The organism is Archaeoglobus sp. UBA230 (genome assembly GCA_002507545.1).
GTDB lineage: Archaea > Halobacteriota > Archaeoglobi > Archaeoglobales > Archaeoglobaceae > Archaeoglobus.
This window is the reverse complement of sequence record DAVR01000011.1, coordinates 62,600-86,722: the sequence shown is the minus strand read 5'-3', so window position 1 is coordinate 86,722 and position 24,123 is coordinate 62,600. Positions and strand designations below refer to the sequence as shown.

The following is a 24,123-nucleotide window of genomic DNA, read 5'->3' as shown; positions in this document are numbered from 1 at the left end:
AAATTTTTTGGGACTATACATTAAAGAGATTTTTATCAATATAATATAAATTTACACACATCCAGCAAAGAACATCAAATCGGACTTTTGGATAAATTTTCGACAGATTCCCTTTTATTTTCATTATAGCTGATTGGATAGAGCTATCGAGGGGAACAAATTGCTTATTTACTTCCAAATTATAAAGAATATAGGTGAGTAGAGGTCTATTTTGGATCTCTTTGATTCCATATCGATTGATATAATCTGAGAGAATCTTAGTTATTCTGCTACATAAATTAAGTGCGATGTCTCTGTAGGTTTCTCTATGTGTTTGCAAGTATAAATTAAGAACTTTGTTAACAGTGCATAGGCCATATAATGTCAAAATCCATAGACGGCGTAAATGTTCATTGTTAGTTATTAGTTCACCAAATTCTACCAAAGCCCCAACTCTATCAAAGAAACAATTAGATAGAGAATTATCCAAATTTTCATAAAAATCATATAATATAGATAATAAAATATTTACATTCATGATTTCTACATCATATATTGCCGGATTAATCCAAGACTCCATCTCATCGTAGTCTTGTTTTTTATAAAACTGAAGAGGCCTATATAAGCTTCCAAAGAAATGAGAATACGTAGTCTCCATTAGTTTCTCATGTATCTCAATAAACTTTCGATGAAGATATACGTAATCTATAGGCTCTATCTTGTCTTTAAACAACTTTAAAATTTCAGAGATCGCAAATGCTACATTTGCGGGGTATCGCTTTTCAGGATACTCTAATCTAGAGACCATATCACGTGTATAGTCAACTAGTAGCTTTTGGACAAATTCAATATTTCCTTGAACCATTTGACATCCCCCACATATACGGGTACACAATCTCCTAAGAAAGAACGAAATTCCTCGTTGGTAAGCAATTTTTCAAACTCACTTTTTGATAACCATACGGCATCAAGATAGACGCTAGTAATATTACAATACATATTGAGCATATAATTTCTTTTTAAAATAGATATACTTGTTTTTTTCCGTTCGTCAATAATTATTAGAAGGTCTATATCCGACTGAGTCTTTCTTTTATTAGTTTTAATTCTGGTTACAATGGAGCCATACACAAATACCACATAAGGCTCAAATAAATATTTCAAAGCTTCTAAATTGATGACGTCTTCAAAATTTCCTACACTTATGTTTCGGTTAGGTGTACTTGTCATTCTGTCCAACTATAGCTTTAGTAGTATTAAAGACCATTCTAAACCTTAGTTACACTTATCTTACATTGAATGAGTTAAGCTTTCTAAACTTTACAGTAAAGCATTGGAAATATACATCCACTTCGACATAATTATTTTTAAATGGAAGTGCAAGTAAATATTATGAAACAAGAGATTACATTAGGAGTACTTCTACTGCTCGTGCTCTCGGTAATCTTACCAGTAGCAGCCGCTCAGGAAGAAGGATACTCACTGCCAGCTTTAGATCCGAGAGGATGGTTTGAGAGCGGCTTCTCATGGCTCGGTGAGAGATTGAAGGAAGCTTTAGCCGGAGCTCTCAAATGGATTGTTGAATCAATAATTAGCTTGTTAGTATACATTCCACCGCCTCACGAAACCGGTACAAAGGATTTCTGGACCGAAAGCTTCAACATATACATCTCAGTCCTGCTACCTCTGGCTTTAGTTGTAGTTGGACTGTACACAATGTTCTCATCGCAGCCAGTCAATGTATCTCTCTTTGAGGGTATAATAAAGAGGATAGCATTTGCCACAGCATTAGCGTTCTTTTCGTTCACAATAATCGATACACTTGTCCAGTTCTTCAACAAGCTCTCTTTGATGATCGTCGTTCCCGAAAACGTGAACGTAGACCAGTTACTTAGAGCCTTGCTTGTAGAGGTAACGATAGGAGGAGCTGCAATAGTTGCCATACTTGCAGCCCTGCTTATAGGTGTCTTAGAGTTCGTTCTAATTTTTCTGGTCTTTTTAATACTCGGATTGAGAATCGTAATCGTCCACTTCGTAGCTGGGGCAATGCCAATACTCTGCTTTCTCTACATAATTGGTGTCGGGCCTTTAAAAAGACTTTCAGAGCTTGCAGATCTTCTATGGGGTTTAGGCGTTGTTTTACCGGCTTTCTCAATCATTGGTGCTGGACTTGTTAAGCTCGCTTTGTATGCTACGCAGTTCAGCACTCTACAAGGTGGAGGATTCTTAGGCTTGGTATTCATACTCGCATCTTTTGGAGCAGTCCTAACGTATCCATGGCTAGCCTCAAGCTTCATGAACATCTTCGCTAGCGTAATCTCTCCACTGTCAGGTGCAGCTAGACCAATTTCATGGGCGGCAACCGGAGCATTTCAAAGGAGATTCTTAAGGCATTACGCTGCATTTGGAAAGGCTGCTCCGCTTACAGTTTTATTCCCCTCAAAGCTTGCTGCTGGCGTTGCTCATAGATTTGACATTATCAGGAGCAGGATGGGAGACATGCTAAGGGATACAAGGGCAAGAACTGGATCATTGAGGCAGAGTATTCTTTCCCGAATATCTAAAGCAGAAGCTCTTGCAAAAGCCAACGTTAGCGGTGCAGATATCGGAACAATCGCTATTGCGGCTGAAGAAACGGGTTTGGCAACTCCTGATCATGCTCCAGAAGCTTTTGAGAGATTATCGCAAACGATTGCGAGCTTTGCCAGCAAAGCAAAAGGTGAGGAAATTAGTACTCTCAGAACTGCCCTATCGGCTATTTTTAATAGAGAACTATCGATCAAGGATGCGTTAGAGAGAGCTATTAAGATGAATATAGGCTATGCTGTAAGCAAGCAAGATATGGGTGTTGTCGGGCTTTCAGCAATGCTTCTCGCATCGAAGGATGAGAAAACACTAAGCGAGTTCTTTGCAAAGCATAAGGAGCTTGCCGCCAGCATTTTGAAGAGCAGGATTGCTAAAGCGTTCTTAGCTGCTCACGGTGTTAGCGAGAGGGATCTAATCTATGCTTTAAGGGGCGATGAGCTCGTTATAAGAAGGATTGCAAGTGCCTTGGAGAACACTCCGACGGCAAGTAGTACTGGATGGTGGATTGCTAATACCTTCAACGGGTTGATTTCTGGAGCCAGCGTTGATGAACTTGACAAGATTCTGATGAGAGAGCTCACGAGCTTGAAACAGGCTAAAGAGTTGGGAGCAGATTACGGAGCTTATGATAGGGTTGTTAAAGCATTGGCAGAGGCCGCGAACGTTTCACCAGAGATAGTTGAGAGAGCTATTGAAGATGATGTGTTCAGGAGAGATTTAGCTGAAAGGCTCGTTTATAACAGAGATAGATCAGTAGAATCTCTTGCTGGAAGTATTGCAGTCTCATCAATTGCTCTTCCAGACATGTCAGATGAAGAGGCAGCTAAAAAGCTCAGCGAGTTCATTAAAGCTGGCGGATACGTTACAGCTCAAATAGATACAAGTGCAGCGAAAGAGCTTAAGAGGTTGTCGAGGTTGATTGCCAGAGAGCATGCAAGACAAGCAACTCTAAAGGTGCATGTAGGTACTCTTGCTGGAGATTTCTTTGACGAATTGCTTTACGGTGACATAGCGAGAAGAGCAGCTTTAACTTACAAGTACAAGAAGTGGGCAGCTCCAGCGCTCGTTGAAGCTCAGGTTCCAATGCACCCAGTATACTATAGGTCAGGAATTATCCACCGACCATTTTACGAGGATTTCGACGAGTTTGTTGACTATGAAGTGGAGCGCTTTTGATAGAGATCAAAAAGTATGAAAGATACTAATGCAATCTTTATTTATCTTTAGATTTATATTTTAAAATAATTAAAATAAAATTAAAATTTTTAAAGTATTTTTGCCGATTTTTTGGTCTTGGAACTTTTATAACCAAAAATCTCAAATCTTTATCGCTTTCGTTATACCAGCAGTGTGGAATTCCTGCAGGACTTTCGATTAGTGTATCTTTGCAAACCTCTTTTCTCTCATCACCTATTTCGACTACACCACAACCTTCCAAAACGTAGAATAGCACATCTGTAAATGTCACGTGTCTTTTAAGCCCCTCACCGGGTTTCAGCGTTATGTAAACGATTTGAATTTTCTCGACGTCATAGAGCATTCTTGCATCAACGCCGTGTGGATTTGGAGCAATAGCAAGATCACTAACTTTTATAATATTCAAGTTCCCACCTCCCAACCATTTTCTCCAATGCTAACCCCATAAATATCACGAAAATTACGGTTAAAGCTAGCCTTGCTAACATAAAATTCAGTCCTAAGAATTCGAGTTCAACCATTTCCTGTGGAAGTTTTATACAGGACCAAGCTGAGAGGAAAGCTATTACATTTAAAACTCTCGCTCCTTTCTTAAGTAAAGCTGATGCTATTGGGAATGCTATGTATAGAGGCCCAGTAGGCAGAGAACCCATAATTATAGCAATAAAAACTCCCTTTACACCAGATTCTTTGCCCAAATATTTTACAACAAGCTCTTTTGGGACAAAAACACTGAATAGCCCCATAAGTATCATAACAGCTGGCAGTATCAACACCATTTCGATGAAGAATTCCCAAGATGCTGCAATTACCCTTTCCTGCTTTTCAGGAAATGTTAGTAGTAGAATAATTGCGAGACCTGAAATGATGCCTAAAAATACCAAATCTGGTCTTTTCTTCTCTCTCATAGTATTCTCCCCATAATAAGTCCAATCAGAATCGCTATGATGAAGCTTAAGGAGTTCCTGAGTATAGCAAACTTCCGTCCAAGTTCCTTGATCTCAACTGGCAAAGTAACTATGCCGATCATAGTCAACGTTGTTATGAATACTGCAACAGATGTAACGGATGCTCCACCTCTTAGCAAAGATGCTGCCAGCGGAAAAGAAATTATTGATGGGATATGCAATATAGCTCCAAGTGAAGCGACAATAAGGACACCCTTAATTCCAGCTTGTTCGCCAATGACTTCTGAAATTCGCTCTTTAGATACAAAACCCAATATCAAGCCTATCAGGATTATGGTCGCTATCACCATTGGTAAAATGCGAAGAAACGATCTCAAAGCCATAACTAAAGCACGTCTAGTTTTCTCTCTGTCCCTTCTGAAAGCGAGGAGTAAGCAAATAAATGCAAATAAGTTTACAAAAACAAATGTGGAGTTCATGATCCCACTGCAGCGCAGAACCCGCTTAGAATTATAACAGCTATACCTAGCAGAGCGTTTATGAAAACCATAATAGCAGAGGTTCTCTCTTTACTCCTAAGCGTTTTAGCATTGGAATGCTGATTGCAACGTTTCATCAGCACTTTTCTCGAGACAGCTATACAAATCATTGCAATCACCAAAATGTGCTTTACAGATAACAAAGCTGAATATGTGTTGCCAAAACTGAAGAAACCTAAAAACTCCTTGGAGTGGAAAGATTCGAGGATACCTGTAATAACGAGAATTGGAATGCTGATTCCAACGAGTAATGAAATTCTCCTCTGCACATCCATGAGTAGAGGTCTTAAATCTTCGTTCTCTTTTAGCCTACTTCTGAAGGTTGGTAGTATGACGAAGGAGAGTTGTATTAGTCCGCCTATCCATAAGACAGTAGCTAGATCATGAAGAGCCTTCACCAGGCCATAGACGATAACGTTGGCCAAATCCAACCACCTCTGAACAAGATTAGTCGCACGAAAGAAATAGATTAATCTAAGATGTTAAAAAACATAAAAAAATATTATAATTGATTAGAATTTTTTAAATTTAGAAATGTTTAAGTTTACGTTAGCAAAAATACAGTCATGCTGAAAGTCGTTATAAGGACAAAAGTGCCAAAAGATTGCTCCAAAGCTCATCATAGGAACTTCATGACATTGCAAAGAATTCAGGCAGACCACGAAGGTAAAATAAGAGCTTTTGTAATGGTCAAATCAAATAGGAATTATACACCTACGATCATCGAAAATCACGGGTGTAAACTCGCTAAAGCCTTACTTAGCTCTGGAGTTATTATTCTATATGCTCAAATTAAGAAAAGTGAGGCTCTTTGGATTCTAACTTGTACATGGGATGGGTTTAGAAGGTTGCTATCTAATCTTGATAACTTAAAGCTGAATTATGAAATTATCTCTAAGACTATGTTTTTTGAGGAGAATGTACTAACTCATAAAGAACTTGAAGCGCTAAGACTTGCCTTGGAATACGGATATTTTGAGAATCCGAAAAAAGTGAAACTAAAAGAACTTGCAAAGATTTTGGGAGTCTCTGAAGCAACAGCATCGGTTCTAATTAGAAAGGCTATGAAAAAAGTCGCTGAATATTTTATTTATTAGATTAATTTAATTAAATAATTTTGCATCCATCTTCGTTAAAATTTTTCTTGAAAATTTGTAGATTTTCATACAAGTAAGCTACATCGAAGCAGAAAATTTTGCCATCAATATGTCTTCTCTCCCAATGATATGCATAACGATTAAGTCTTTCAGAAAGCCATACATCGACGAAGCTACTGTCAACAATAAAAATTCTTAGCTTATACGTAATCTCGGTAAATTCAATAATATCAGGAAACTCTCTTTCTGCTATTTCTGGCCAATTTCTTCAGCTTTTTTGCTTAAGATTTTTGTGGTTACAAAAGACTGGTGATGTAACTACTTTTAACGTAGCTTTCTACCACGTTTTATCAAGAATTTTCTTATGATGACCTTAATACAATCCCAGCTACCGTTTTAAGCATTATATAAGCTTGAGGTCAACACATTTTACGAGATCCACTGGCGCGCTTTTATCACATTCGCAGAATAAAAATCCCCATAGAAGTAAAAATACTAGAATTAAAAAATGTTCTTCTAAATAATAATTTCTATAAGTGTAAAAGTCTAAATTTATAGAAATAAATGAATAAAAAAGAACTGGAAACCAATCTTGGAATAGTAGAATCTCACGATTCATCCAACTCATTCCAATTCTTAGATAGTTTATTCTAATGAGTTTAGCTTAAATTGAGCTCTACTCTCCGAATACGGCGTGTTACGGAAGTGGTCAGCATTCTTAACCATGTGCTGACCGACAAGTATCAGACTGAATAAACAATTTTCGGCATAAGTTGCTATTTCTGTATCTCTAAATCGTCCAAAATTGCTCTACAGTAATACAAAGAACAAAAAACGAATTCTGGATGTTTCCAATCTTACATACCATACAACAAACTTCACTTCTACTTACTGTATCGGGCATGATAGAGCTGACAAATTAAGCAAATATATCTATACAAAAACTTTTCATTTACACATATCCAATAAAAATCCATAAGATAAATTTTATTATTTATTCTTATATTTACAACGACAGAATTAGTCTGGATACACGAGAACGCTTCCGACAAACTTCACCCTTCTTAACCACCTGCTAAGGGTATCAACGTAAGCCATGAAAAGTTCGTACATGTCTTTAACAACACCATAAGCCTTTATCTTTACTTCCTCCAGTCTCTTATTCAATCCTTCAAGTCTGCTTAAAAAGAACCTATAAAGGACTTTAACTAGGCGATATAGCCATTTATAATCAGTGAACACGTAAACTCTCCTTCTCGGAGGATTCTCAAACTTTTTCTTCATTTTCCTTGCAACACTCCTCGTATATCTACTCCCAACGAGAATTATACAAGTCTCTCTAACACTATCCGGCCACACAGCGAAATCTCTTGAGTTTAAAGCTTCTCTCTGGGCCTTTAAAGCCGATCTCACATGCTGCTCGGCTTTAGAAGGTGGAACGTACCACCTTCTTTCGGTGAACTTGATGGTTACAACATCGTAGCCATCTCCAATGGGTATTCCAATTGTTATCGTCTTGGATAGATCATCTGTTCGTATATACTTTGGTAGCTCGTACTTGGGAATATTAGCTTCTAAGAGAAGCCTTCTCACAATTCCAACAAGCCTATCATACATCTTATTTGTCGTTGAATAATAGATGTCTGGAGGAGGCAAGATTCTATCTTTCTCGCCTAATGCAATCTTTAAAAGTTGCTTGTACAATTTCTCCGTCTCGGAATCTGCAGAGCGAATCGATACTCGGCTAAGTGCTTTAAGCAGCATCTCAATCCTGTCCAAGATGATGTCTATGGCTGCCCTGCTATATGCTTGCTCGAATCCTTTTGGATCGCTCAACGCCATGTAATAAACATCCCGAAGAACGAAGTAAGCAATCTCTCTGAGAAACCTCCTACAAACAGTCCTTAGTTTTTCTACACCATCATTATCTGGCAGCATAGCCTTAATCTTAACAACTTCCCTGAACTTGTTGCCCTCATTAATTTTCATGACATCATCAATGCTCGATTTCAGGTTTCTTAGACTTTCAGCCACTTCTCCGTCTGATATTATTGCTCTAACGTCATTAACGCCAAGCTTTAGATTTTTGAGAAATAGAATCATGGCCTTACTCGGCTCTCCAGTTCTTCTAACCTTTATTTTTTCCACTTCTGACAGGTTGAGTAGATATCGTCTGAGAATGAGTAGTGGAATTCTGACAAGACTTCTTCTGAATTCCTCTTCTATTGCTCTCTTAATGTCTTCATCTACAATTTCCTCTATCTTATTGTATCTCTCAGCATCCTCTGACTCCCTATTCAGCTTCATTTTTATCGCCTTCTAAAACTTTCAAAACCCTCTTCAGGGTCTTGTAACTCTCAGCAGCTTTTTCGAGGAACTGTCTCTGTTTATCGGCAACGGACTTCTTGTACTCTTCAACAGCCTTAAAGAAGTCTTCAAGAATATCAGAAATAGCTACTAAATCGTCTACAGCCATTTCATAGATCTTCTTCCTCTTTACTTCCTTACCTGACTCATCAAAATAGATAACAAATAGATCGAGGTTTCCGTTTTCATCTTTGGCGAGTGCTGGCGAAATAAAATATCCTTTATTCCGCTCACTAGCAGCATCAACCTTTATAGCAGGATCAAAGAACTCTATACAGTATTTGCTAACAGCGACCTTTGCAATCTCCTTAGCAACCCCCTTAAGCTTCTTCCTCGCCACTTCTGCAAGTTCTTCAGCTTTCACGCTTTCACCTCACGGTGAAAGCAGGATTGTGAGAACTCTGGCAATGACTTCTGAAAGAAGAACGATTCCGAGCCCTATTACGCCAGCTACGAACATCTGCCTGGCTTTAACGATCTTCTCAGGATTTCCACCGCTGAACTTCCACATTATGCCAGCAGCTGCAAAAAGCAGTGGTGCTGCAGCTAAAACGACAATTTTCACTGCCGTATAGATCGTCTTTATCTTATCAGTTATTGGCTGAACAGCCTCTTCCACATTTTGGGCTAAAACGGGCTGTATGGCAAGAATCAGAGCAAATCCAAGCACTACGAGAACCCTAGCTTTAATTCCTAACTTCATAACATCACCGTAGACACTTTTACTTCAAGGTATATATGTCTTACTTTCAATAAGTATATAAGTAAAACCTTAAATACTTCTAAGTAAGAGGAAATGCAATAGAGGTGGTGAAGTTGATGGATGAGAAGGGATTTGCCGAGATTGTATCAGTGCTGCTGATTGCAGCCATAGCCGTAGCGATGTCAGCTTCAATGATCCAGCTCACTCAGAGCATTAGTGAAGAAATAGCTGAGAGTATCAGCGAATACTCAGCAGCAGTCTCTGTTAGCAGCGATGGCATCAAAATTGTAAATCCAACGATTACGCCAATAGAACTCAGCAGGATAAAGCTGATAGTCGATTCTCAGCCTGCAGAAATAAGGGATGTTAATGGAAATGGTATCTGGGAACCGTCTGAGGCGATAACGCTTAGAATTGAAGACAGGAATGGAGACGGCATAATACCGATAACCCTGCTCGTCGATGGTAAAGAAGTCTTTTACACGGTTTACGCGAAGCCCGTAATTCTGTACAGCGATGAAAGATTTCCGTCCATAGATCTTAACGTTTCGGCGTATCAAGGAAAGCTAAGGATTGAGATAGGATCGCAGGACGATTCTGTTGTTTCAACATACAAAGTGCAGCTCGGAGATATGCACAACAGGCTAACTCCATGGAGAATAAAGGGGCTGATTGACCCTAAAGACATCGATGGTCTGCTTAAGGAGCTCAAGCAGTTCAGGGAGAGTGGTGAAAAAGGAGATTTAATGAGGAAATATTCCAAACTTCATGATGTAGTAGAGATTCCAGCATCAGTTCTGGCAGATAAAGCCTATGTAATCGTTTACGTGAAAGATGTAACCGGCAAGACTTCATCTAAGATTGTAGAGCTTTACAAGTACTATCCGCAGCTATCAAACGTTTCTGTAAAGATCTTATCTCCAAAGGAAGGCGATGAGTTCTGGGAAGGAGATATAATCCAGATAAAGGCCGTTGTTACCGGCGAGAATGCTGAAGGTGTTGTTATAGAGGTTGACGGTAAGGAAGTGCTAAAGCAAGATGTAACGGCCAATCCGTTCTATGTCAGCACAGAGGTTAATCTTGAGCCGAGCGAGCACACAATTTATGCCGAAGCTTGGGATCCTTTTGGTAAAGCAAACGATAGCGTCACAATATTCGTAAAGGATGATCAACCACCGAGCGTCAAAGTTTCCATCGATTCAAACCTTGCTGGAAAAAGGGCAATTACTGCAAATGTTCAGGATGATAGAGGTGTTGCAAAAGTTGTATTCTACGTTGATGACAAGCAGATAGCTATCGATTATTCAGAGCCCTATGTCGTATATTACACGTTTTCGGCTGGTTTGCACAGGATAAGAGCCGTAGCTTACGACATTCTAAATCAATCAGGCAGTGATGAGATTGCTGTAAACTTCACAGATAATCCACCGACTGTAAGAATCCTTGAGCCGCCAGATGGCAAAACGTACTACGGAAACGATGTGGTTGTTAGGGCAGTTGTTGAGGACGATATCGGCTTAAAGTCTGTCAAGGTGGAATGGATTTCTGGAACGAAATACAGCACTGATGAGATAGTTCTGAACTCTCAGAAGACTTACGATCTTGAGAAAACCCTGAGCCTGAGTGAGGGAACCTGGAAGATAAGAGTTGTTGCATACGACACTTCTGGCAATACTGGTGCCGATGAAGTTACGGTACAGGTCATTTCTCAGCCTCCGGAGATCATTGGGGCTTATGTCCCAGAAATAGGCTGGAGCACGGACTTCAGTAAAGGCATACCTGTTATAGGAGGTGTTGCCTAATGAAGCGGGTTATATCGATTCTACTTCTGATAATGCTCATTGCCCAGCCAGCTATTGCTTGGTGGAATTCAGGGCCATCTATCAGCCTTTCACCCACTGGCACTGTTAAAACCACATTGGTAACCTTCACAGCTTCAGCAAGTGATTCTGATGGAGTCAAGGCGATTTCTCTGTACGTTGATGGCAGTAAGGTAGCATCGAAGTCGTGCGGTAGCTGCGGGTGGAAAACGGAGAAGAAGTGCGGATGGGTAACTGAGAAGGTCAAGAAGTGCGGTTGGAAGACGGAGAAGGTCTGCAAGGAGAAGTACAAATGCTGGAATGAGAAAGAGTGTGGTTGGAAGAAGGAGTGCTGGGATGATTGGAAATACAAGTGCTGGAATGAGAGGAAGTGTGGCTGGAAGTACGAGTGTAGTAAACCATGGTGGTGCTTCTGGTGCTCCGAAGAGTGTGAATGGAAATATAAGTGTTGGTACGAGAAAAAATGCGGATGGAAGAAAGAGAAAGTTTGCGACTGGAAATACAAATGCTGGAATGAAAAGAAGTGTGGCTGGAAGTGGGATTGCTGGAATGAGAAAAAATACGAGTGCTGGTATGAGAACGAAAAGAAGTACAAGTGCTGGGACGAGAAAGTGTACAAGTGTAATTATCCTTCCTCATGCTCACTCTACAAGACTGTTAGTCTTAAACCCGGTGATCACAGTATAAAAGTTGTAGCTGAGGATGCTAATGGAGCTACTTCGAGTGAGACCTTCTACTTAAAAGTCATTGTAGACAAGCCGCCGAGTGTGAGCATATCGCCATCAAGCGGAACTTATACTGTCAATAACAAGGATGGAAAGTGGCATGGCAAGGTGACCGTTAGCGCATCCGACGACATCGAGCTCGACTGGGTTAAAGTCTACGTTGACGGCAAACTTGTTAAAGACTACGATTGCAATCCGTGGTGGGCATTCTGGTGGGATAAGAAGAACTGCAAATTTGATATTGATTTAAAGCTATCTCCTGGATGGCATACGGTTAAGGCTAAGGCGATGGATACAGGAGGCCATGCGAAAGAGGCTACTGCAATGCTCTACATTAAGGCTGATAATCCACCTTCTGTAAGCCTATCTCCGCCTGGTGGAACTTTCAAGGCGAAGGGGGCTTATTACAAGGGCACTTTCACGGCGAAGGCAACAGACGATGTTGGACTGGACAGCCTTAAGATATATCTGGATGGTAAGCTGCAAGCTTCAAAGAGCTGCAGCTGTCCATGGTGGAATCTGTTCTGCAACGATAAGTCCTGCTCGCTCAGTAAGGAGGTGTTCTTATCTCCCGGAACTCACGTAATCAAGGTTGTAGCTACTGACACTTCCGGACACACAGCTGAGAAACAGTACACCGCTATCGTAAAGAAGGATAACCCGCCTACTGTTAGTCTATCCCCACCAGGAGGAACATTCGGAGTTAACAAAGACGGAAAGTACGTAGGAAAGGTTATAGCATATGCAACAGATGACAGTGCAGTTGTAAGCCTTAAGATCTACTTGGATGGATCTCTGAAAGCTTCATCGAACTGCAAACCTTGCTGGTGGTGCCCAGCTTCGAAATCTTGCAGCGTTAGCGCAAAGCTGGAAATGAGTCCAAGTAAGCACACGGTTAAAGTTATCGCCTACGATGACGGAAATCAAAAAGCTGAGAAGACCTACACGTTCATAATTAAGGATAACCCGCCTGTCGTAAGCTTATCACCACCGGGAGGAGAGTTCAAGACAGATAAGGAGGTTGAATATATAACGAAATCTTTCACAGCGACAGCGACGGACGATGTTGGAGTAGAATATATCTGGATGTACTTAGACGGAAAGGAGGTTGCATCGAAGAACTGCAAACCGTGGTGGTGCTTCTGGTTCTGTAATCCACCAAAATCGTGCAGTGTAAGCGCCAGCCTTAAGCTTACAGAAGGTAAACATTCAATCAGCGTCAAAGCTAAAGATACGAGCGGGCATGCGGCATCCAAGTCATGGAATGTTAGAGTTATTATAGATACCCCACCATCTGTAGGGTTAACTCCATCTGAAGGTAAAATTGCAACGATCAAAGTTCCGTACGAGCTCAAGTATTCTGCCTGGGCTTCAGACGATAAGGGGCTTAAAAGCTTAAGCGTGTACTTGGATGGAAAGAAGATTGGATATAAGAACTGTAAAGGAACAACCTGTAAGCTGGTTGGCACCACTTACTTAGATGAGGGCAAGCACGTCATTCGAGTAGAAGCCTGCGATACCGCTGGACACGTAGCCTCAAAGAGCTATACGTTCGAAATTGTGAAAGCAGACGTTAGCGTAGACTTATCGCTTGACGATGAAGTGCCATACTTTGCTGATGAGCTTCCGGTTACGATAACGGTCAAGAAACCGTCGACAAACGCTGTAATAAGAGTGTTCATAGATGGGAAGAAAGTGCTTGAAAAGAGCTGTAGTGAAAGCCAGTGCAGCTACATTGTGGATATTCCTCTCAGCGGGCTTAAGAATAAGGTTGGGGCCGCTAAAAGCTATGAGGTAAAAGTTACCGTGGACATTGATGACTTCTCGATAACTAAAACCAAGGTGATAAAGGTCAAGAGGGGCAGCAAGTTCCTTCCAGGCTCAGAGATTACGGTCTACATTAAGATAGACAAGGGAATTGGACCTGTCACAAAGCTTGAGCTTAACTACAGCGGAAAGATGTACAAGCCGATGCACTGGCCAAAAGAGCTGAACGATAACGAGAGGAAAATTGTAGAAGTGCCCTTCAAGATAAAGGTTACGAAGTCAGATTATGCAATAGTTACAGTTTGCAATGCAGCCGGATGCGATGTTAAGAAAATGAAGATTTTCACAGGTTCTGTAGTGGTAATACCAACTCCTACGCCAACACCAACTGTTACACCTACACCAACGCCGACACCTACACTTACGCCAACGCCTACACCGACTCAAACTCCTACTCCAACCCCCACACCTACACAAACACCACCTCGTAAAGAACAAGACATTCCAGTTTATCTCGTCGAGAGCGGTATAGGAACGATACCATACTATATCATTGGAGAGTACAACGGAAAGTACTACTACTTCGGTAACGTCGATCCAATGACGGCAACGGGAGCAGTATGGAGTGCCGCTAATCCTGCCTCGACATCGCCACCTTACGATGGTATCGCTAACATCAACCTCCGCGGTAGCCTTACAAAATTCACTCAGCTCGGATATTATGAATGGATAGGAAGCATTGAAAGCGGGAACAATGCTGTGTTACGCATAACTAATCCGATGTATCAGGGCTACAGTTGGAAAGTGTTGCCCAGCTATCCAGTTCAGGTCATTAAAGAATAAATTTTTTTCTTTCTTATTATTTATTTTATGATAAATATAGTCATAGGTAAAATATAAGATATGCTGTGTCAGTAAAAGGAACGTCATCTAGATACCTTCGATATCCTTCAGCATATGACAAACCTACATCGTAAACAATCCACTGTGTCTGTTTTTTATCAGCTTTGATAACTGCTGGAGATATGAATCTCGAATCCTTTAGTTCATTCACCTTCACTTGATCGCATGGTGTTGCTAAATATGAGTGATAAACATTGCTTCCTCGATGATGCAGAGCCAATTCGGCAGCTTTAACGTCCATACTGTTGAGCACGTGTATTGCGACAAAGGTTTGGGCATAACAACTACCTTTACCGTGGAGAATAAAGGATTCCATAAGGCTGTCACTGGTATTCAACCATACTTTTACCAGTTTGTCACCATCCAAAGCTTCGAAAACGATTGGTTTAGTTATCCAGTCGTTTTCCGAGAAATAATTAATTGCAATGGGTGTGAATTCTAAGCCTGTCAATTCAACCGCTTGAGACTTCGTCAAACCATTCTCACGCGCAAAGTCTAGGATTTGGTTAGCAATCTCCTCAGCAATTCTTTTATCTTCTGGATTGATATTTTTGTAAACCAGTATCTCTAATTCTCTATAGACTACTCCATTTTCTGTTTTTGCCTCTATAATTCCTCCATCTCCATGTAAAAACTTAAGATAGCTCGGGAACCAGTTATCTACCACATAGCCACTTCTGAGTTTTGTGCTCACATTAACCTTGACAGAACAGTATTTCTTTGTGAACAGATCATCGTAAAAGACAATTACAACTTTATACCACGTATCGTTTATTCTTTCGATGTATCTCCCCTCGAGAATGTAATTCGAACCGTTTTTAAAGATATATAGCTTCCCAAACGCGTACTTAAACAGTACATCAGGATTTCTTAGCTTTTCGTATAAAGCCAATCTATAAAGTTCGTAAGATATTTCGCCTCTTTCGGCCATCTGCCCAAGTTCATAGACTTCTACAGTTTTTACACCAAACACTGATTCTAGCAATGAATTGACATCTTGATTTAAGTAGCCATAAATGAGGAATCCAATAACAATCAACCCAGCCAAAACCAGAATTTTTCCCTTCATTTTTCGTATTTTGAAGTATTTACTAGTTTTCGACCTCCAGATCCTTACAGGACGGACTCACCAACCATTATGGTATTTTTTTCATAGCTAATAGTAAATTTTTCCCAAATAGTGCGCGAGATTTTCTAATATTCAACCATGCGACCATGTGCTCTTCACACAAATTTTCAGGTTTGAAGAGCTCTTTGATAATTTTCTCTGCATCATCTTTCGACATTCTTTCTATCTCCTCCAGTGTCAATGAGCAAACGATACATTTACTAGGTTCGTTAATTGTGCTTAATCCAGACATCAGAATTCTTTTAATGACTAAAGTAGCCCATCCCAATTTAGCGCGTGGAGAACTCAGAACTCGCTTGGATTTTATCTGGCGATACGCTTCCAAGATTGTGCTTATAGGTGCAGGTATGGACGCTAAACCAAAAATGTACGAGACTAGTGCTTGGATTCCATCCGAAATCAAAGCAGATTTGTCAAATTTCTTTAACTTTTCTGGCGAGAGTAGACGTAAAACTTCCTGCTGACCTCGTGAGATCTCTTCCTTAAGCCAGAATTTATTTTGCTGGTTCAAAAAGCGTTGCCCTGAGAGTCTTTCCGTGTAATACAAAACTGCTGTTTGAAGATCTTCCTTAAACACTTCCGATAATTCTGCCAATTGTTGCAGACAATCTTCTGAAATGTTACTAATATCAGGGCTTAATTCATTGGACACTATAAATCTCAAAATATCACAAACCAAGGAGCTTCTGTACAAGAGCGGCCTATACTCAGAACCATATTCATGGACAATTTCCATCATATTATCCAGTTCCTCGTCATTAAGGAATGATAGAAGAGCATAATTTTCTGCGGCAAAGCGAATAGTGTTAAATAACAAATTATCTACTCTATCAAGTCCGTTGTTGTAAGTAAGGTAGATCTCATCAGGATATGGACGAATTTCGACCAACTTGGATATTTTTTGTAATTTATCTGTCAGACTCGGTTCGACATATGCAACATCCGCAAACAGTAGCAGTCCAAGAGTTTCAATCTTTGCTATTGGTGTTGGTACCTCCAGAGTAACTGCTAGATCTATAGAAGATGCTGGTGGTATAACGACAACAATTGGAGATTCATTTGACATAACAACCCCCTCAATGCCCATCTAGCGTCAATATCTATTAGTATTTTCTTAAGGTTTTTCTTTCTGGTATGAGACTTCATTGGTTCTAAGTTGTATACATCATAATCGTAATTCGATTCTTTCCGTGGTTGTTGTTCAATTGTTGCATTACTGTAACTATGTGCTTACATGTGAAATTCTTATCTTCGCGATGCTTAAGTGTGCAAACAGTTGCAAAGTATCTCCTCGACGAGTTTATCAGTTTATCAGCTTTTATGATGCCTAAAATTGCTGGAATAGGTTTGATAAAATAACTCGATACTCATTTTTGTCGACTCAAATTCTTTTATTTTTTAGTTGACAATTATGTAAACAAGTTATTTCATCTCGACAAGTGAGTCTGCAATGGTACATTTCTTATCGACAATAGTTATCTCATACCTTCTAGGTTGTAGGACTCCAGTGTGAGTAAACCTCAGCACATCTCCTGTAGAAAAGTAACTATCTGCATCGCTAATTGTAGCTTGGATAATGTTGCCGGCAATTTGATTACCATTATACGTTGCAATATCCAGCAAGTTTCCATCAGTAGCATCTCTCAAAACAACCTTTAAATCGGAATATCTAACACTTCCAGCAATCATGATAATATCAAACGCCTGATTAGTTGCAAGTGGTTCCTTGGCATCTCTTATAAGCACATCTGCATATTTTTCAACTTCTGGCGGCTTCAGAGCTAATGCTATCTGCGAAGCCACGAAAACTACGATTGCAAGAATTAGGAGTTCACCTATAACCTCGACAAAACCCTGTTCAGATCTACTCCCATTTTGGTTTGAGCTGTTACACCCTCTCGAAAATACATTGCGCGGTAATTTCCTAAACTGCATAATTCCACTTATACTTACTTAAATAAATACTTTCACCTAAGATTTAAATACATTGATGTGGAAATATATACATGGAGGGGCTGAGAGTCGTTGACTTTCCGTCAGTCTTAGAAGGTGAATTAAAGATATTCGGCTTTACATCCCTCGAACTACTAATAATAGGGCTAATCTCAGGATTTGTTTGGCTACTTTTAGCAGACTATAGCGAATTCGCCATAGCTGTATCACTTCTAACGTTTGCATTTCTCGTACTGTTAAAGGCAATGATGCCAGAAGAAACGGGATACGCATTTCCAGCATATGCTGCATACTTTCTAGTAAAGAGAAAAACCGTTTACGCTCACGAAGTTGACACAACTAAATACATTCCATCGTTAAGGTTTGTTGATGACTGGATATGCAAGCTGTCAGATGGATCAATAGCATCTGTAATCGAGGTAAAGCCAGTAAATTTCTTCTATGCTCTCCCTACCGAGCAGAGAGCGTATCTCGACTCTTACAAGGACATGCTCAACTCCCTCGACTTTCCAATTCAGATCCTCAGCATAGCTTGTGAATTCGACATCACCAGATACATGAACCACCTCGTTTTAAGGTACAGAGATGAAGATATAGCTGCAAATCCCATGCTTAGGAATGTTCTCGACGATTACATAAGGTGGCTCAATCGAGTTGTTGGAGAGATTATTCAGAGGAGATACTTCGTAGTCGTTACAGCTCAGGACGTTTCAGAGCTAAAGAGGAGAGTTGAGACTGTTATTGCTGGACTCAGGAGGGGAGGAATTCAGGCTGAAATTCTTGGCAGGGACGGAATACTTGCCTTATACGATCTCATAAACTACAGGAGGATTATGCCGGCAAATTACGATTCTACAAAGCTCCTTTTAAGGGAGGTGGAACGATGAGAACGGTTTCAGCTGTTAACGATAATACGCGAGCAGGCAGGAAAAATGCAACAATAAGAAGAAAAGAGAAGAGTGTAAAGAAGAGAAGTCTCCTTCCAAAGCTTCTTGACAGAGATGGACATAGAGAAGAAGTTGATAGAAGTATAATAGCGCCCGAACTAATAGAGGTTGAAAAAGGGCTAATAACGGTAAACGGTAATCCAATGGTTTTGAGCTACATTTCAGTTTATCCAGCTAAGGTCTATGAGGGTTGGATTGCCGATGAATTTGCATGGAAACCGTTCAGACTCGATTTCTCCCAATTCATCGAGCCCGTGAGCGAGGAAAGAGTTATTGCAGAGCTGAACAGGAAGATTACATCGCTTGAAGGTAAGCTTGCTGAAATGAGAAGGAAGGGGAGAATAGACACTCAGCACATCGAGCAGGAGCTTGAATATCTCTACAGATACAGAGAGGAGCTTACAGCGAGGAGAATAAGACTGTTCACTCTAAGCACATACTTTGCAGTTTCTCCCTTAAAGAAGGACAGAGAAGCTGCCGAAGATGCTCATGCAGAATTCATGCAGAAGATGAAGTCTAAAGGCGCTCAGCTGAAAAGGATCAGATACAGGATACTCGATGCATTCAAGTGTTTTCTTCCCGAAGGTAAAGATCTGCTTAGAAGGAGAATACTCGTTGACAGCGATGCTGCTGCTTCGTGCTTTCCATTCGTTTTTCCCACAATCATGCATCCCACCGGCGTGCTTTACGGCTTCGATGCGGCAACTCGAGCTCCCGTTATCATAGACAGGTTCAGCTTTGCAGGCCACAATGAAATCGTGGTTGGAAAAATTGGGAGTGGAAAATCGTTCTTTGTTAAGCTTGAAATGCTGAGGTGGTTCATAAACGATCCCAAGATAAAGATATTCCTCGTTGATCCCCTCGGCGGATTTACTGACTTGGCTGAAGTTCTTGGGGCACAGAGAATCGTTGTCGGAAAGGCTACAATGAACCCACTTGACATTATCATTCCAGAGGGTAAAAAGCCAGTTGATGTACTAAGAGAGAAGCTCATGGCCTTAATGGAGTTCTTCTCTACGTTTTTCGAAGAAGAAGTTGGAAGCCCAATGGATAAGACTGAATCTGGTGTACTAAGAAAAGCAATACAGAGAGCGTACGAGGAGAGAGGGTTCGGAAGTCCAGAATTCGAGACACCGATAATAGATGACGTAATTGCAAAGCTTGACGATGTTGCTGAAAATCAGGAAGAGCAGAGCGCTGCTGCGAGACTTAAATCATCACTGCAAGCATTCTCGCAGAAATCTGAACTAGGTATGTTCAACGGTAAAACGAATGTAGATATTTACGGTAGAATAGTTTACTTCGACTTCAGCGAGGTTGAAGGAGTCGTAAGAAGCCCACTTTTACTACATGCAGTGTTAACATGGATTGATTCGAGAGTTAGGGGTGAGAGTGGTAGAAAGATCGTCGTAATAGATGAAGCGCACTACTTCATGAGGTACAAGCAGATCAGAGCGTTTCTGGAGAGAAGTGTGAGGCACTCAAGGCACTACAAGGTTGGGTATACTCTCATCAGCCAGAACTTCGAAGAGTTCGTTGGGCATGAAGAGGGAAGAGTGATCTTAACGAACGCAAATATAGTGGTAATTTTCAGACTCGATTCTATCCCGCAAGATGTCAAAAAGATCTTGAACATCTCCAGTTTCGGAGAGAGGTTTGTAAAGGAGGCTGCACAGGGTAAAACTTCCGGATACTCTTCAGCTCTCGTAGCTATTCCAGGAGAAGGGAATTATCACATTAATGTGCTTGCATCTCCGGGTGAATTGGAGTTTCTTGGAACTGCTGGAAGAGGAGTTTGAAGGATTGTGGTAGTATGCTTGGATTTCTAAAAAAGCTTAGGAAGAGTAAAAAATCAAATTCTAAGCCTGTACAAGAAAGAAAGGAAGTTAGTTATGAAGAACTCTTAACCAACAAGAAGTACGGTGATCCGCTGTATCTTGGTGTTTATACAGACAATATAAGGGGAGACATACACGTTCCAATTAACTTTCAGGATAGATTCCGCCACATGGTAATTTTTGGCGGAAGTGGGATGGGAAAAAGCACGCTTCTTGTTAATATGATCGTCCAAGACATGCATGCTGGCCACGGATTATGTTTTATTGATCCAAAGGGTGATGCTATCGAAGAAGTGCTCATGCGAGTGCCGGAGCACAGAATCGACGACGTAATTCTTATCGATCCGGCAAACTACGATAAAGTAGTCGGATTGAACTTTCTTGAATTGCCTAAGAAGAATCTGAGCGATGCTCAGCTGAATGCTATCAAGGAAGTAATAGTCAGCGATCTCGTAGCTTTAATGAAACAGCAGACAAGAATTTGGGGTGAGAGGTTCGGTAGGATTTTTGAGACTTTGATTAGGGCTATACTTGACTTCAATGAGAGAGCGTCAGAAGAGGATCAACTAACGTTTCTCGATCTGTATGTCCTTCTTACGGATGAAGAGATAAGGAACAAATTTGCAGAATCCGTGAAGGATCCAATCATCAGGGAATACTTACTGAAGATAAATGAGATGAAAGAGGACGTGATGGAACCTGTTATTAGACGTTTGAACGACTGGGTTATGAACAAGGTTGCCAGGCAGATTGTTGCTCATAGAAAGAGTTCTTTCGACTTCAGAGAAGCTATCGACTCTGGAAAAATAATCTTAGTAAGAATTCCAAAGGGTGAGGTTGGAGAAGCTATAATGCAGCTCGTAGGCTTAACGGTGATATCGAAGATATGGGCTGCCGCAAAGTCGAGAGTTGATACGCCACCAGAAGAGCGAGTTCCATTCTTCTTGTACATTGATGAATTCGCAAACTTCGCGTTTGAAGGTTCAACCTTCGATGAAATCTTGTCAGAGGCTAGAGCGTTTAAACTTGGGCTGATTCTGGCTACTCAATATCCAAGTCAGCTCTCTCACGAGATAAGAGAAGCTGTCTACGGAAACTGTGGGACAATCATTACTTTCAACCCGCAAAACCCCAACGATGCAAAGGTTCTGATAAAAAGGTTTCCAGGTGTGAAGGATGAAGATCTGTTGTCTTTGGGCCTGTATATTGTAATGCTACGTTTAATGGTAAGGAACGAACTATCTGATCCATTCATAATCAGAACATATCCGCCTACAACTCCAGTTAGAAGCAGAAACGAGATCAGCAGAGTTATCGAGAGATCTCTTTCGCTTTATGGCAGAGAGCGTATCTCGGAAATGGATCTGTCCGCAAGCCTGAGAAGAATTAAGGAGATGAGCAGGTTCTCGCTGAAGGATGGTTTTGTGGATGAAATGGTAGAAATTCTATACAATCTCGTTATCAAGGGCTTGGAGCTAAATTACAGAAATTTTGCTGAAGAAGCTAGAAGGAGAGCGATAAATGTTACTGAGCAACAATATGCCAATCTTTTGGAGATCTTTGACAGGATGGATCTGATAGAGCTCAGAAGTGAACTCGTTAAAGGGAAGTATACAGCTAATCCTAAGCCCAACAAAATCAAATCCTACTTTTGGGACGGCAAGTTCAACACGATTCTTGCTGGCTTAATTGACCATAGAAAGCTTGTTGAGAGGGTTTACGAGTTCTTCACCCAGCTCGGCTTTGTTGTTGAAGTTCCTGTAGCTAGAGATGCGTACATGCCAGATTTACTGCTAAAATACCCCGCTGCGATGAACTATCAGGAGATGGACAAAGTTTACAGGAAGATGAATAAGAGTGGAGCATGGCAGTTAACGAGAGGAAGAGAGGCTGCAGTTGAGATAGAAACAACAACGCACACTCGTCCTGGGCAGCTTTTAATGAAGTTGAAAAAAGCGTACAGCTCTAGCAGGGTTGCAATATTTGTTGTAATGGGTTCTGGAACTACCGTAAAAGAGTACACTTCAACTGCGAGGCAAATACTTCAGATTCTTACCGATATGAGGGGTAGGAGTGGCTTCTACACTACTGACGAGCCGGAGAGGGATCACAGGGGCAGAAAGCTTTGGGTGAACAAACACACTGGTGAGATTGCGTATGAATCAAACGGTATGCTCTTTAATGTTAAAACCAACGAGTTAGAGTGTACAGTTAGAGAAGCTAAAGACAAGGGGTGGACTGTTAAAAGGACAGTTTTCGACCCATATAAAGAATTTGGAGATGTTATGCCTGAACAAGGTAGAGACTTCATCGTGCTCATCTTTCCGCCAGACGATTTCGATTTTCCCGTTGTGCAGGTGATAAGAGCAGGGACTGGATTCAAGCTGATTCCGGTAAGGAGGAGCGATTCAGAGTTCTGGAGAAGAATAATGGGAGAAGAGACTGCGGGAGGAAAAGAGCTTACTGCAGCTTTGGAGTATGCGCTTAAGAAGTACTTGAAGGGCGAAAAAGTGAGTGACAGCATAAAAAGGGAGATAAATGAAGATAGGCTGGAAGAGTTGCGTAGGATATTCCAGGATGAAGATGATGACGAATGGTCATGATCAAGCTATCTGTTCGTAATATAGAGTTGGCTTATCCGATTCTCCAGTTAACACCAGCTCCTCCTTTGCTTAGATTAAGCGGAGCAGAAGCTGGTTTCCTTCTTGCTCACGTAACGAATAGTAAGCTGGATAGGGCTTGCATTATTGCCGCAAATATCGCCCTCAAAAGGGATAGGATAGCGGAGACCACACTTGTTAAAGAAACAAGTAAGAGGTTAAAAGAGTTTGGTATTGCCGATAGGATAGCGGGAATTGCTGTGAAAAGGCTTAAGAAAATGGGAATTCTTAGAGGAGACAAAATCTTACGAGCTCCTAAAGGCAAGGAAAGAACGATCTCGTTTTACGATGACACGCTGTTTTTAGACTACATTTCAAAAAAGATGAAGGGTTTCGTCTGGTTTAAGGGAAATAACCTAATCATAGATGGCGCAGCACTCGCATATGCATACTTGAAGAGTGAGCTGAATCCAACTCTTAGGGCTGCGAGGCTCTTTGCCGATGAGCTAAGCAGACAGTTCGTGCCAAAGGGTATTATAAAGAGAAGGCATGCGAACATACTTTCGAAGTTTATGACCATGGATGTTGAAGTTTGCAATGATTGCCTTAGCGGAGAAGAAGAGATTGCTGTGAGAAGCTGTGAAGTTGTTTCAGCAATTCATAGGTTACTTTCGACAAAAACTGGGAGAGTCGAAATTAAGCTTCTAAGGCAAAATCGCTGCAAGTATTCTTCGAGTAAGGTGAAAGAAAAGGTTACAGCAAGGGATGCTCAGAAAAATTTACCTAAAACGGTAAAAAGGGTATCAATTATCGACCCAGAACTGCTCAGTATTGCAGATTTTCCATCTGGTTCTTTCGTTGCTGGTAAGCTTTGTGGACTTGCAGTCAGTCATGCTTTGAGTAGGTTGAGGGAAGAAGATTCTATCGTTGCAGATGCTATACTTCAGGCAGTTTACAGCATTAGTAGGGAAGAACAAATAATATCTTTTAGAGATGTTGCAAAGCTCGTGTTAGATGTTTTTCGGAAAAGCTATTGATGAGTATTCTTAGCTAGATTTTTCGATA

Annotated in this window: 19 protein-coding genes; 8 read left to right on the top strand and 11 right to left on the bottom strand. The window is 40.8% G+C overall.

Annotated features, from left to right (window positions below; translation table 11 throughout):
• Positions 1-13 precede the first annotated feature (13 nt).
• Complete coding sequence (locus BP688_RS03165) at positions 14-844, bottom strand: hypothetical protein (RefSeq protein WP_290596034.1); 831 nt, start codon at positions 842-844, stop codon at positions 14-16.
• A 527-nt stretch (positions 845-1,371) separates the two neighbouring features.
• Between BP688_RS03165 and BP688_RS03160 the strand changes: the two genes are divergently transcribed.
• A complete protein-coding gene (locus BP688_RS03160; RefSeq protein WP_290596035.1) occupies positions 1,372-3,741 on the top strand; it encodes a hypothetical protein in 2,370 nt (789 codons plus the stop codon).
• 37 nt (positions 3,742-3,778) lie between these two features.
• Here BP688_RS03160 and BP688_RS03155 read toward each other — a convergent pair whose 3' ends face one another.
• The 4 genes from BP688_RS03155 to BP688_RS03140 form a co-directional block, all read right to left on the bottom strand.
• Positions 3,779-4,168, bottom strand: a complete 390-nt coding sequence (locus BP688_RS03155; protein ID WP_290596036.1) for a cupin domain-containing protein — start codon at positions 4,166-4,168, stop codon at positions 3,779-3,781.
• Positions 4,149-4,670, bottom strand: coding sequence for a permease (locus tag BP688_RS03150; RefSeq protein ID WP_290596037.1), 522 nt, complete (start codon positions 4,668-4,670; stop codon positions 4,149-4,151). The genes BP688_RS03155 and BP688_RS03150 overlap by 20 nt, the downstream gene beginning before the upstream one ends.
• Positions 4,667-5,020, bottom strand: a complete 354-nt coding sequence (locus BP688_RS03145; protein WP_349677312.1) for a permease — start codon at positions 5,018-5,020, stop codon at positions 4,667-4,669. Before BP688_RS03145 ends, BP688_RS03150 begins: the two co-directional genes overlap by 4 nt.
• A gap of 125 nt (positions 5,021-5,145) precedes the next feature.
• The gene (locus tag BP688_RS03140) at positions 5,146-5,634 is read right to left on the bottom strand and encodes a CopD family protein (RefSeq protein ID WP_290596039.1); all 489 of its coding nucleotides are present in this window, start codon (positions 5,632-5,634) and stop codon (positions 5,146-5,148) included.
• A gap of 141 nt (positions 5,635-5,775) precedes the next feature.
• Here BP688_RS03140 and BP688_RS03135 point away from each other — a divergent pair, with 141 nt between their 5' ends.
• Entirely contained in the window at positions 5,776-6,306 is a 531-nt protein-coding gene (locus BP688_RS03135) for a helix-turn-helix domain-containing protein (protein ID WP_290596040.1), read from the top strand.
• Positions 6,307-7,326: 1,020 nt separating this feature from the next.
• On the opposite strand, the gene BP688_RS03130 is transcribed toward BP688_RS03135, so the two are convergent.
• Genes BP688_RS03130 through BP688_RS03120 form a run of 3 tightly spaced genes read right to left on the bottom strand, consistent with a single transcriptional unit; the run spans position 7,327 to position 9,376 of the window.
• Positions 7,327-8,613, bottom strand: a complete 1,287-nt coding sequence (locus BP688_RS03130) for a hypothetical protein (RefSeq protein WP_290596041.1) — start codon at positions 8,611-8,613, stop codon at positions 7,327-7,329.
• The gene (locus BP688_RS03125; RefSeq protein ID WP_290596042.1) at positions 8,600-9,037 is read right to left on the bottom strand and encodes a hypothetical protein; all 438 of its coding nucleotides are present in this window, start codon (positions 9,035-9,037) and stop codon (positions 8,600-8,602) included. Before BP688_RS03125 ends, BP688_RS03130 begins: the two co-directional genes overlap by 14 nt.
• Positions 9,038-9,046: 9 nt before the next feature.
• A complete protein-coding gene (locus BP688_RS03120; protein ID WP_290596043.1) occupies positions 9,047-9,376 on the bottom strand; it encodes a TrbC/VirB2 family protein in 330 nt (109 codons plus the stop codon).
• 104 nt (positions 9,377-9,480) lie between these two features.
• Between BP688_RS03120 and BP688_RS03115 the strand changes: the two genes are divergently transcribed.
• Both BP688_RS03115 and BP688_RS03110 read left to right on the top strand, forming a co-directional pair.
• Positions 9,481-11,178 carry an Ig-like domain-containing protein gene (locus tag BP688_RS03115; protein WP_290596044.1) on the top strand — a complete coding sequence of 566 codons (1,698 nt, stop codon included), beginning with the start codon at positions 9,481-9,483 and terminating at the stop codon, positions 11,176-11,178.
• Positions 11,178-14,531, top strand: a complete 3,354-nt coding sequence (locus BP688_RS03110; protein WP_290596045.1) for a hypothetical protein — start codon at positions 11,178-11,180, stop codon at positions 14,529-14,531. The genes BP688_RS03115 and BP688_RS03110 overlap by 1 nt, the downstream gene beginning before the upstream one ends.
• Before the next feature lie 40 nt (positions 14,532-14,571).
• On the opposite strand, the gene BP688_RS03105 is transcribed toward BP688_RS03110, so the two are convergent.
• The 3 genes from BP688_RS03105 to BP688_RS03095 all read right to left on the bottom strand — a co-directional run bounded on the left by BP688_RS03105 (position 14,572) and on the right by BP688_RS03095 (position 17,655).
• The gene (locus BP688_RS03105) at positions 14,572-15,660 is read right to left on the bottom strand and encodes a hypothetical protein (protein ID WP_290596046.1); all 1,089 of its coding nucleotides are present in this window, start codon (positions 15,658-15,660) and stop codon (positions 14,572-14,574) included.
• A 67-nt stretch (positions 15,661-15,727) separates the two neighbouring features.
• On the bottom strand, positions 15,728-16,807 hold the full coding sequence (locus BP688_RS03100) for a hypothetical protein (RefSeq protein ID WP_290596047.1): 1,080 nt from the start codon (positions 16,805-16,807) through the stop codon (positions 15,728-15,730).
• A 335-nt stretch (positions 16,808-17,142) separates the two neighbouring features.
• Positions 17,143-17,655, bottom strand: coding sequence for a hypothetical protein (locus tag BP688_RS03095; RefSeq protein WP_290596048.1), 513 nt, complete (start codon positions 17,653-17,655; stop codon positions 17,143-17,145).
• 71 nt (positions 17,656-17,726) lie between these two features.
• On the opposite strand from BP688_RS03095, the gene BP688_RS03090 reads away from it, so the two are divergent.
• Genes BP688_RS03090 through BP688_RS03075 form a run of 4 tightly spaced genes read left to right on the top strand, consistent with a single transcriptional unit; the run spans position 17,727 to position 24,095 of the window.
• Positions 17,727-18,560 carry a hypothetical protein gene (locus BP688_RS03090; protein WP_290596049.1) on the top strand — a complete coding sequence of 278 codons (834 nt, stop codon included), beginning with the start codon at positions 17,727-17,729 and terminating at the stop codon, positions 18,558-18,560.
• A complete protein-coding gene (locus BP688_RS03085; protein WP_290596050.1) occupies positions 18,557-20,419 on the top strand; it encodes a VirB4 family type IV secretion system protein in 1,863 nt (620 codons plus the stop codon). Before BP688_RS03090 ends, BP688_RS03085 begins: the two co-directional genes overlap by 4 nt.
• Entirely contained in the window at positions 20,416-23,061 is a 2,646-nt protein-coding gene (locus tag BP688_RS03080) for a type IV secretory system conjugative DNA transfer family protein (RefSeq protein WP_290623601.1), read from the top strand. The genes BP688_RS03085 and BP688_RS03080 overlap by 4 nt, the downstream gene beginning before the upstream one ends.
• Entirely contained in the window at positions 23,052-24,095 is a 1,044-nt protein-coding gene (locus BP688_RS03075) for a hypothetical protein (protein ID WP_290596052.1), read from the top strand. The genes BP688_RS03080 and BP688_RS03075 overlap by 10 nt, the downstream gene beginning before the upstream one ends.
• Positions 24,096-24,123: the final 28 nt, after the last annotated feature.

What these genes read in the sequence shown, in the direction of transcription:
- BP688_RS03165 (WP_290596034.1), bottom strand. Translation starts at nt 844, where the DNA reads ATGGTTCAAGGAAATATTGAATTTGTCCAAAAGCTACTAGTTGACTAT.
- BP688_RS03160 (WP_290596035.1), top strand. Translation starts at nt 1,372, where the DNA reads ATGAAACAAGAGATTACATTAGGAGTACTTCTACTGCTCGTGCTCTCG.
- BP688_RS03150 (WP_290596037.1), bottom strand. Translation starts at nt 4,670, where the DNA reads ATGAGAGAGAAGAAAAGACCAGATTTGGTATTTTTAGGCATCATTTCA.
- BP688_RS03145 (WP_349677312.1), bottom strand. Translation starts at nt 5,020, where the DNA reads ATGGTGATAGCGACCATAATCCTGATAGGCTTGATATTGGGTTTTGTA.
- BP688_RS03135 (WP_290596040.1), top strand. Translation starts at nt 5,776, where the DNA reads ATGCTGAAAGTCGTTATAAGGACAAAAGTGCCAAAAGATTGCTCCAAA.
- BP688_RS03130 (WP_290596041.1), bottom strand. Translation starts at nt 8,613, where the DNA reads ATGAAGCTGAATAGGGAGTCAGAGGATGCTGAGAGATACAATAAGATA.
- BP688_RS03120 (WP_290596043.1), bottom strand. Translation starts at nt 9,376, where the DNA reads ATGAAGTTAGGAATTAAAGCTAGGGTTCTCGTAGTGCTTGGATTTGCT.
- BP688_RS03110 (WP_290596045.1), top strand. Translation starts at nt 11,178, where the DNA reads ATGAAGCGGGTTATATCGATTCTACTTCTGATAATGCTCATTGCCCAG.
- BP688_RS03105 (WP_290596046.1), bottom strand. Translation starts at nt 15,660, where the DNA reads ATGAAGGGAAAAATTCTGGTTTTGGCTGGGTTGATTGTTATTGGATTC.
- BP688_RS03100 (WP_290596047.1), bottom strand. Translation starts at nt 16,807, where the DNA reads ATGGGCATTGAGGGGGTTGTTATGTCAAATGAATCTCCAATTGTTGTC.
- BP688_RS03095 (WP_290596048.1), bottom strand. Translation starts at nt 17,655, where the DNA reads ATGCAGTTTAGGAAATTACCGCGCAATGTATTTTCGAGAGGGTGTAAC.
- BP688_RS03090 (WP_290596049.1), top strand. Translation starts at nt 17,727, where the DNA reads ATGGAGGGGCTGAGAGTCGTTGACTTTCCGTCAGTCTTAGAAGGTGAA.
- BP688_RS03085 (WP_290596050.1), top strand. Translation starts at nt 18,557, where the DNA reads ATGAGAACGGTTTCAGCTGTTAACGATAATACGCGAGCAGGCAGGAAA.
- BP688_RS03075 (WP_290596052.1), top strand. Translation starts at nt 23,052, where the DNA reads ATGGTCATGATCAAGCTATCTGTTCGTAATATAGAGTTGGCTTATCCG.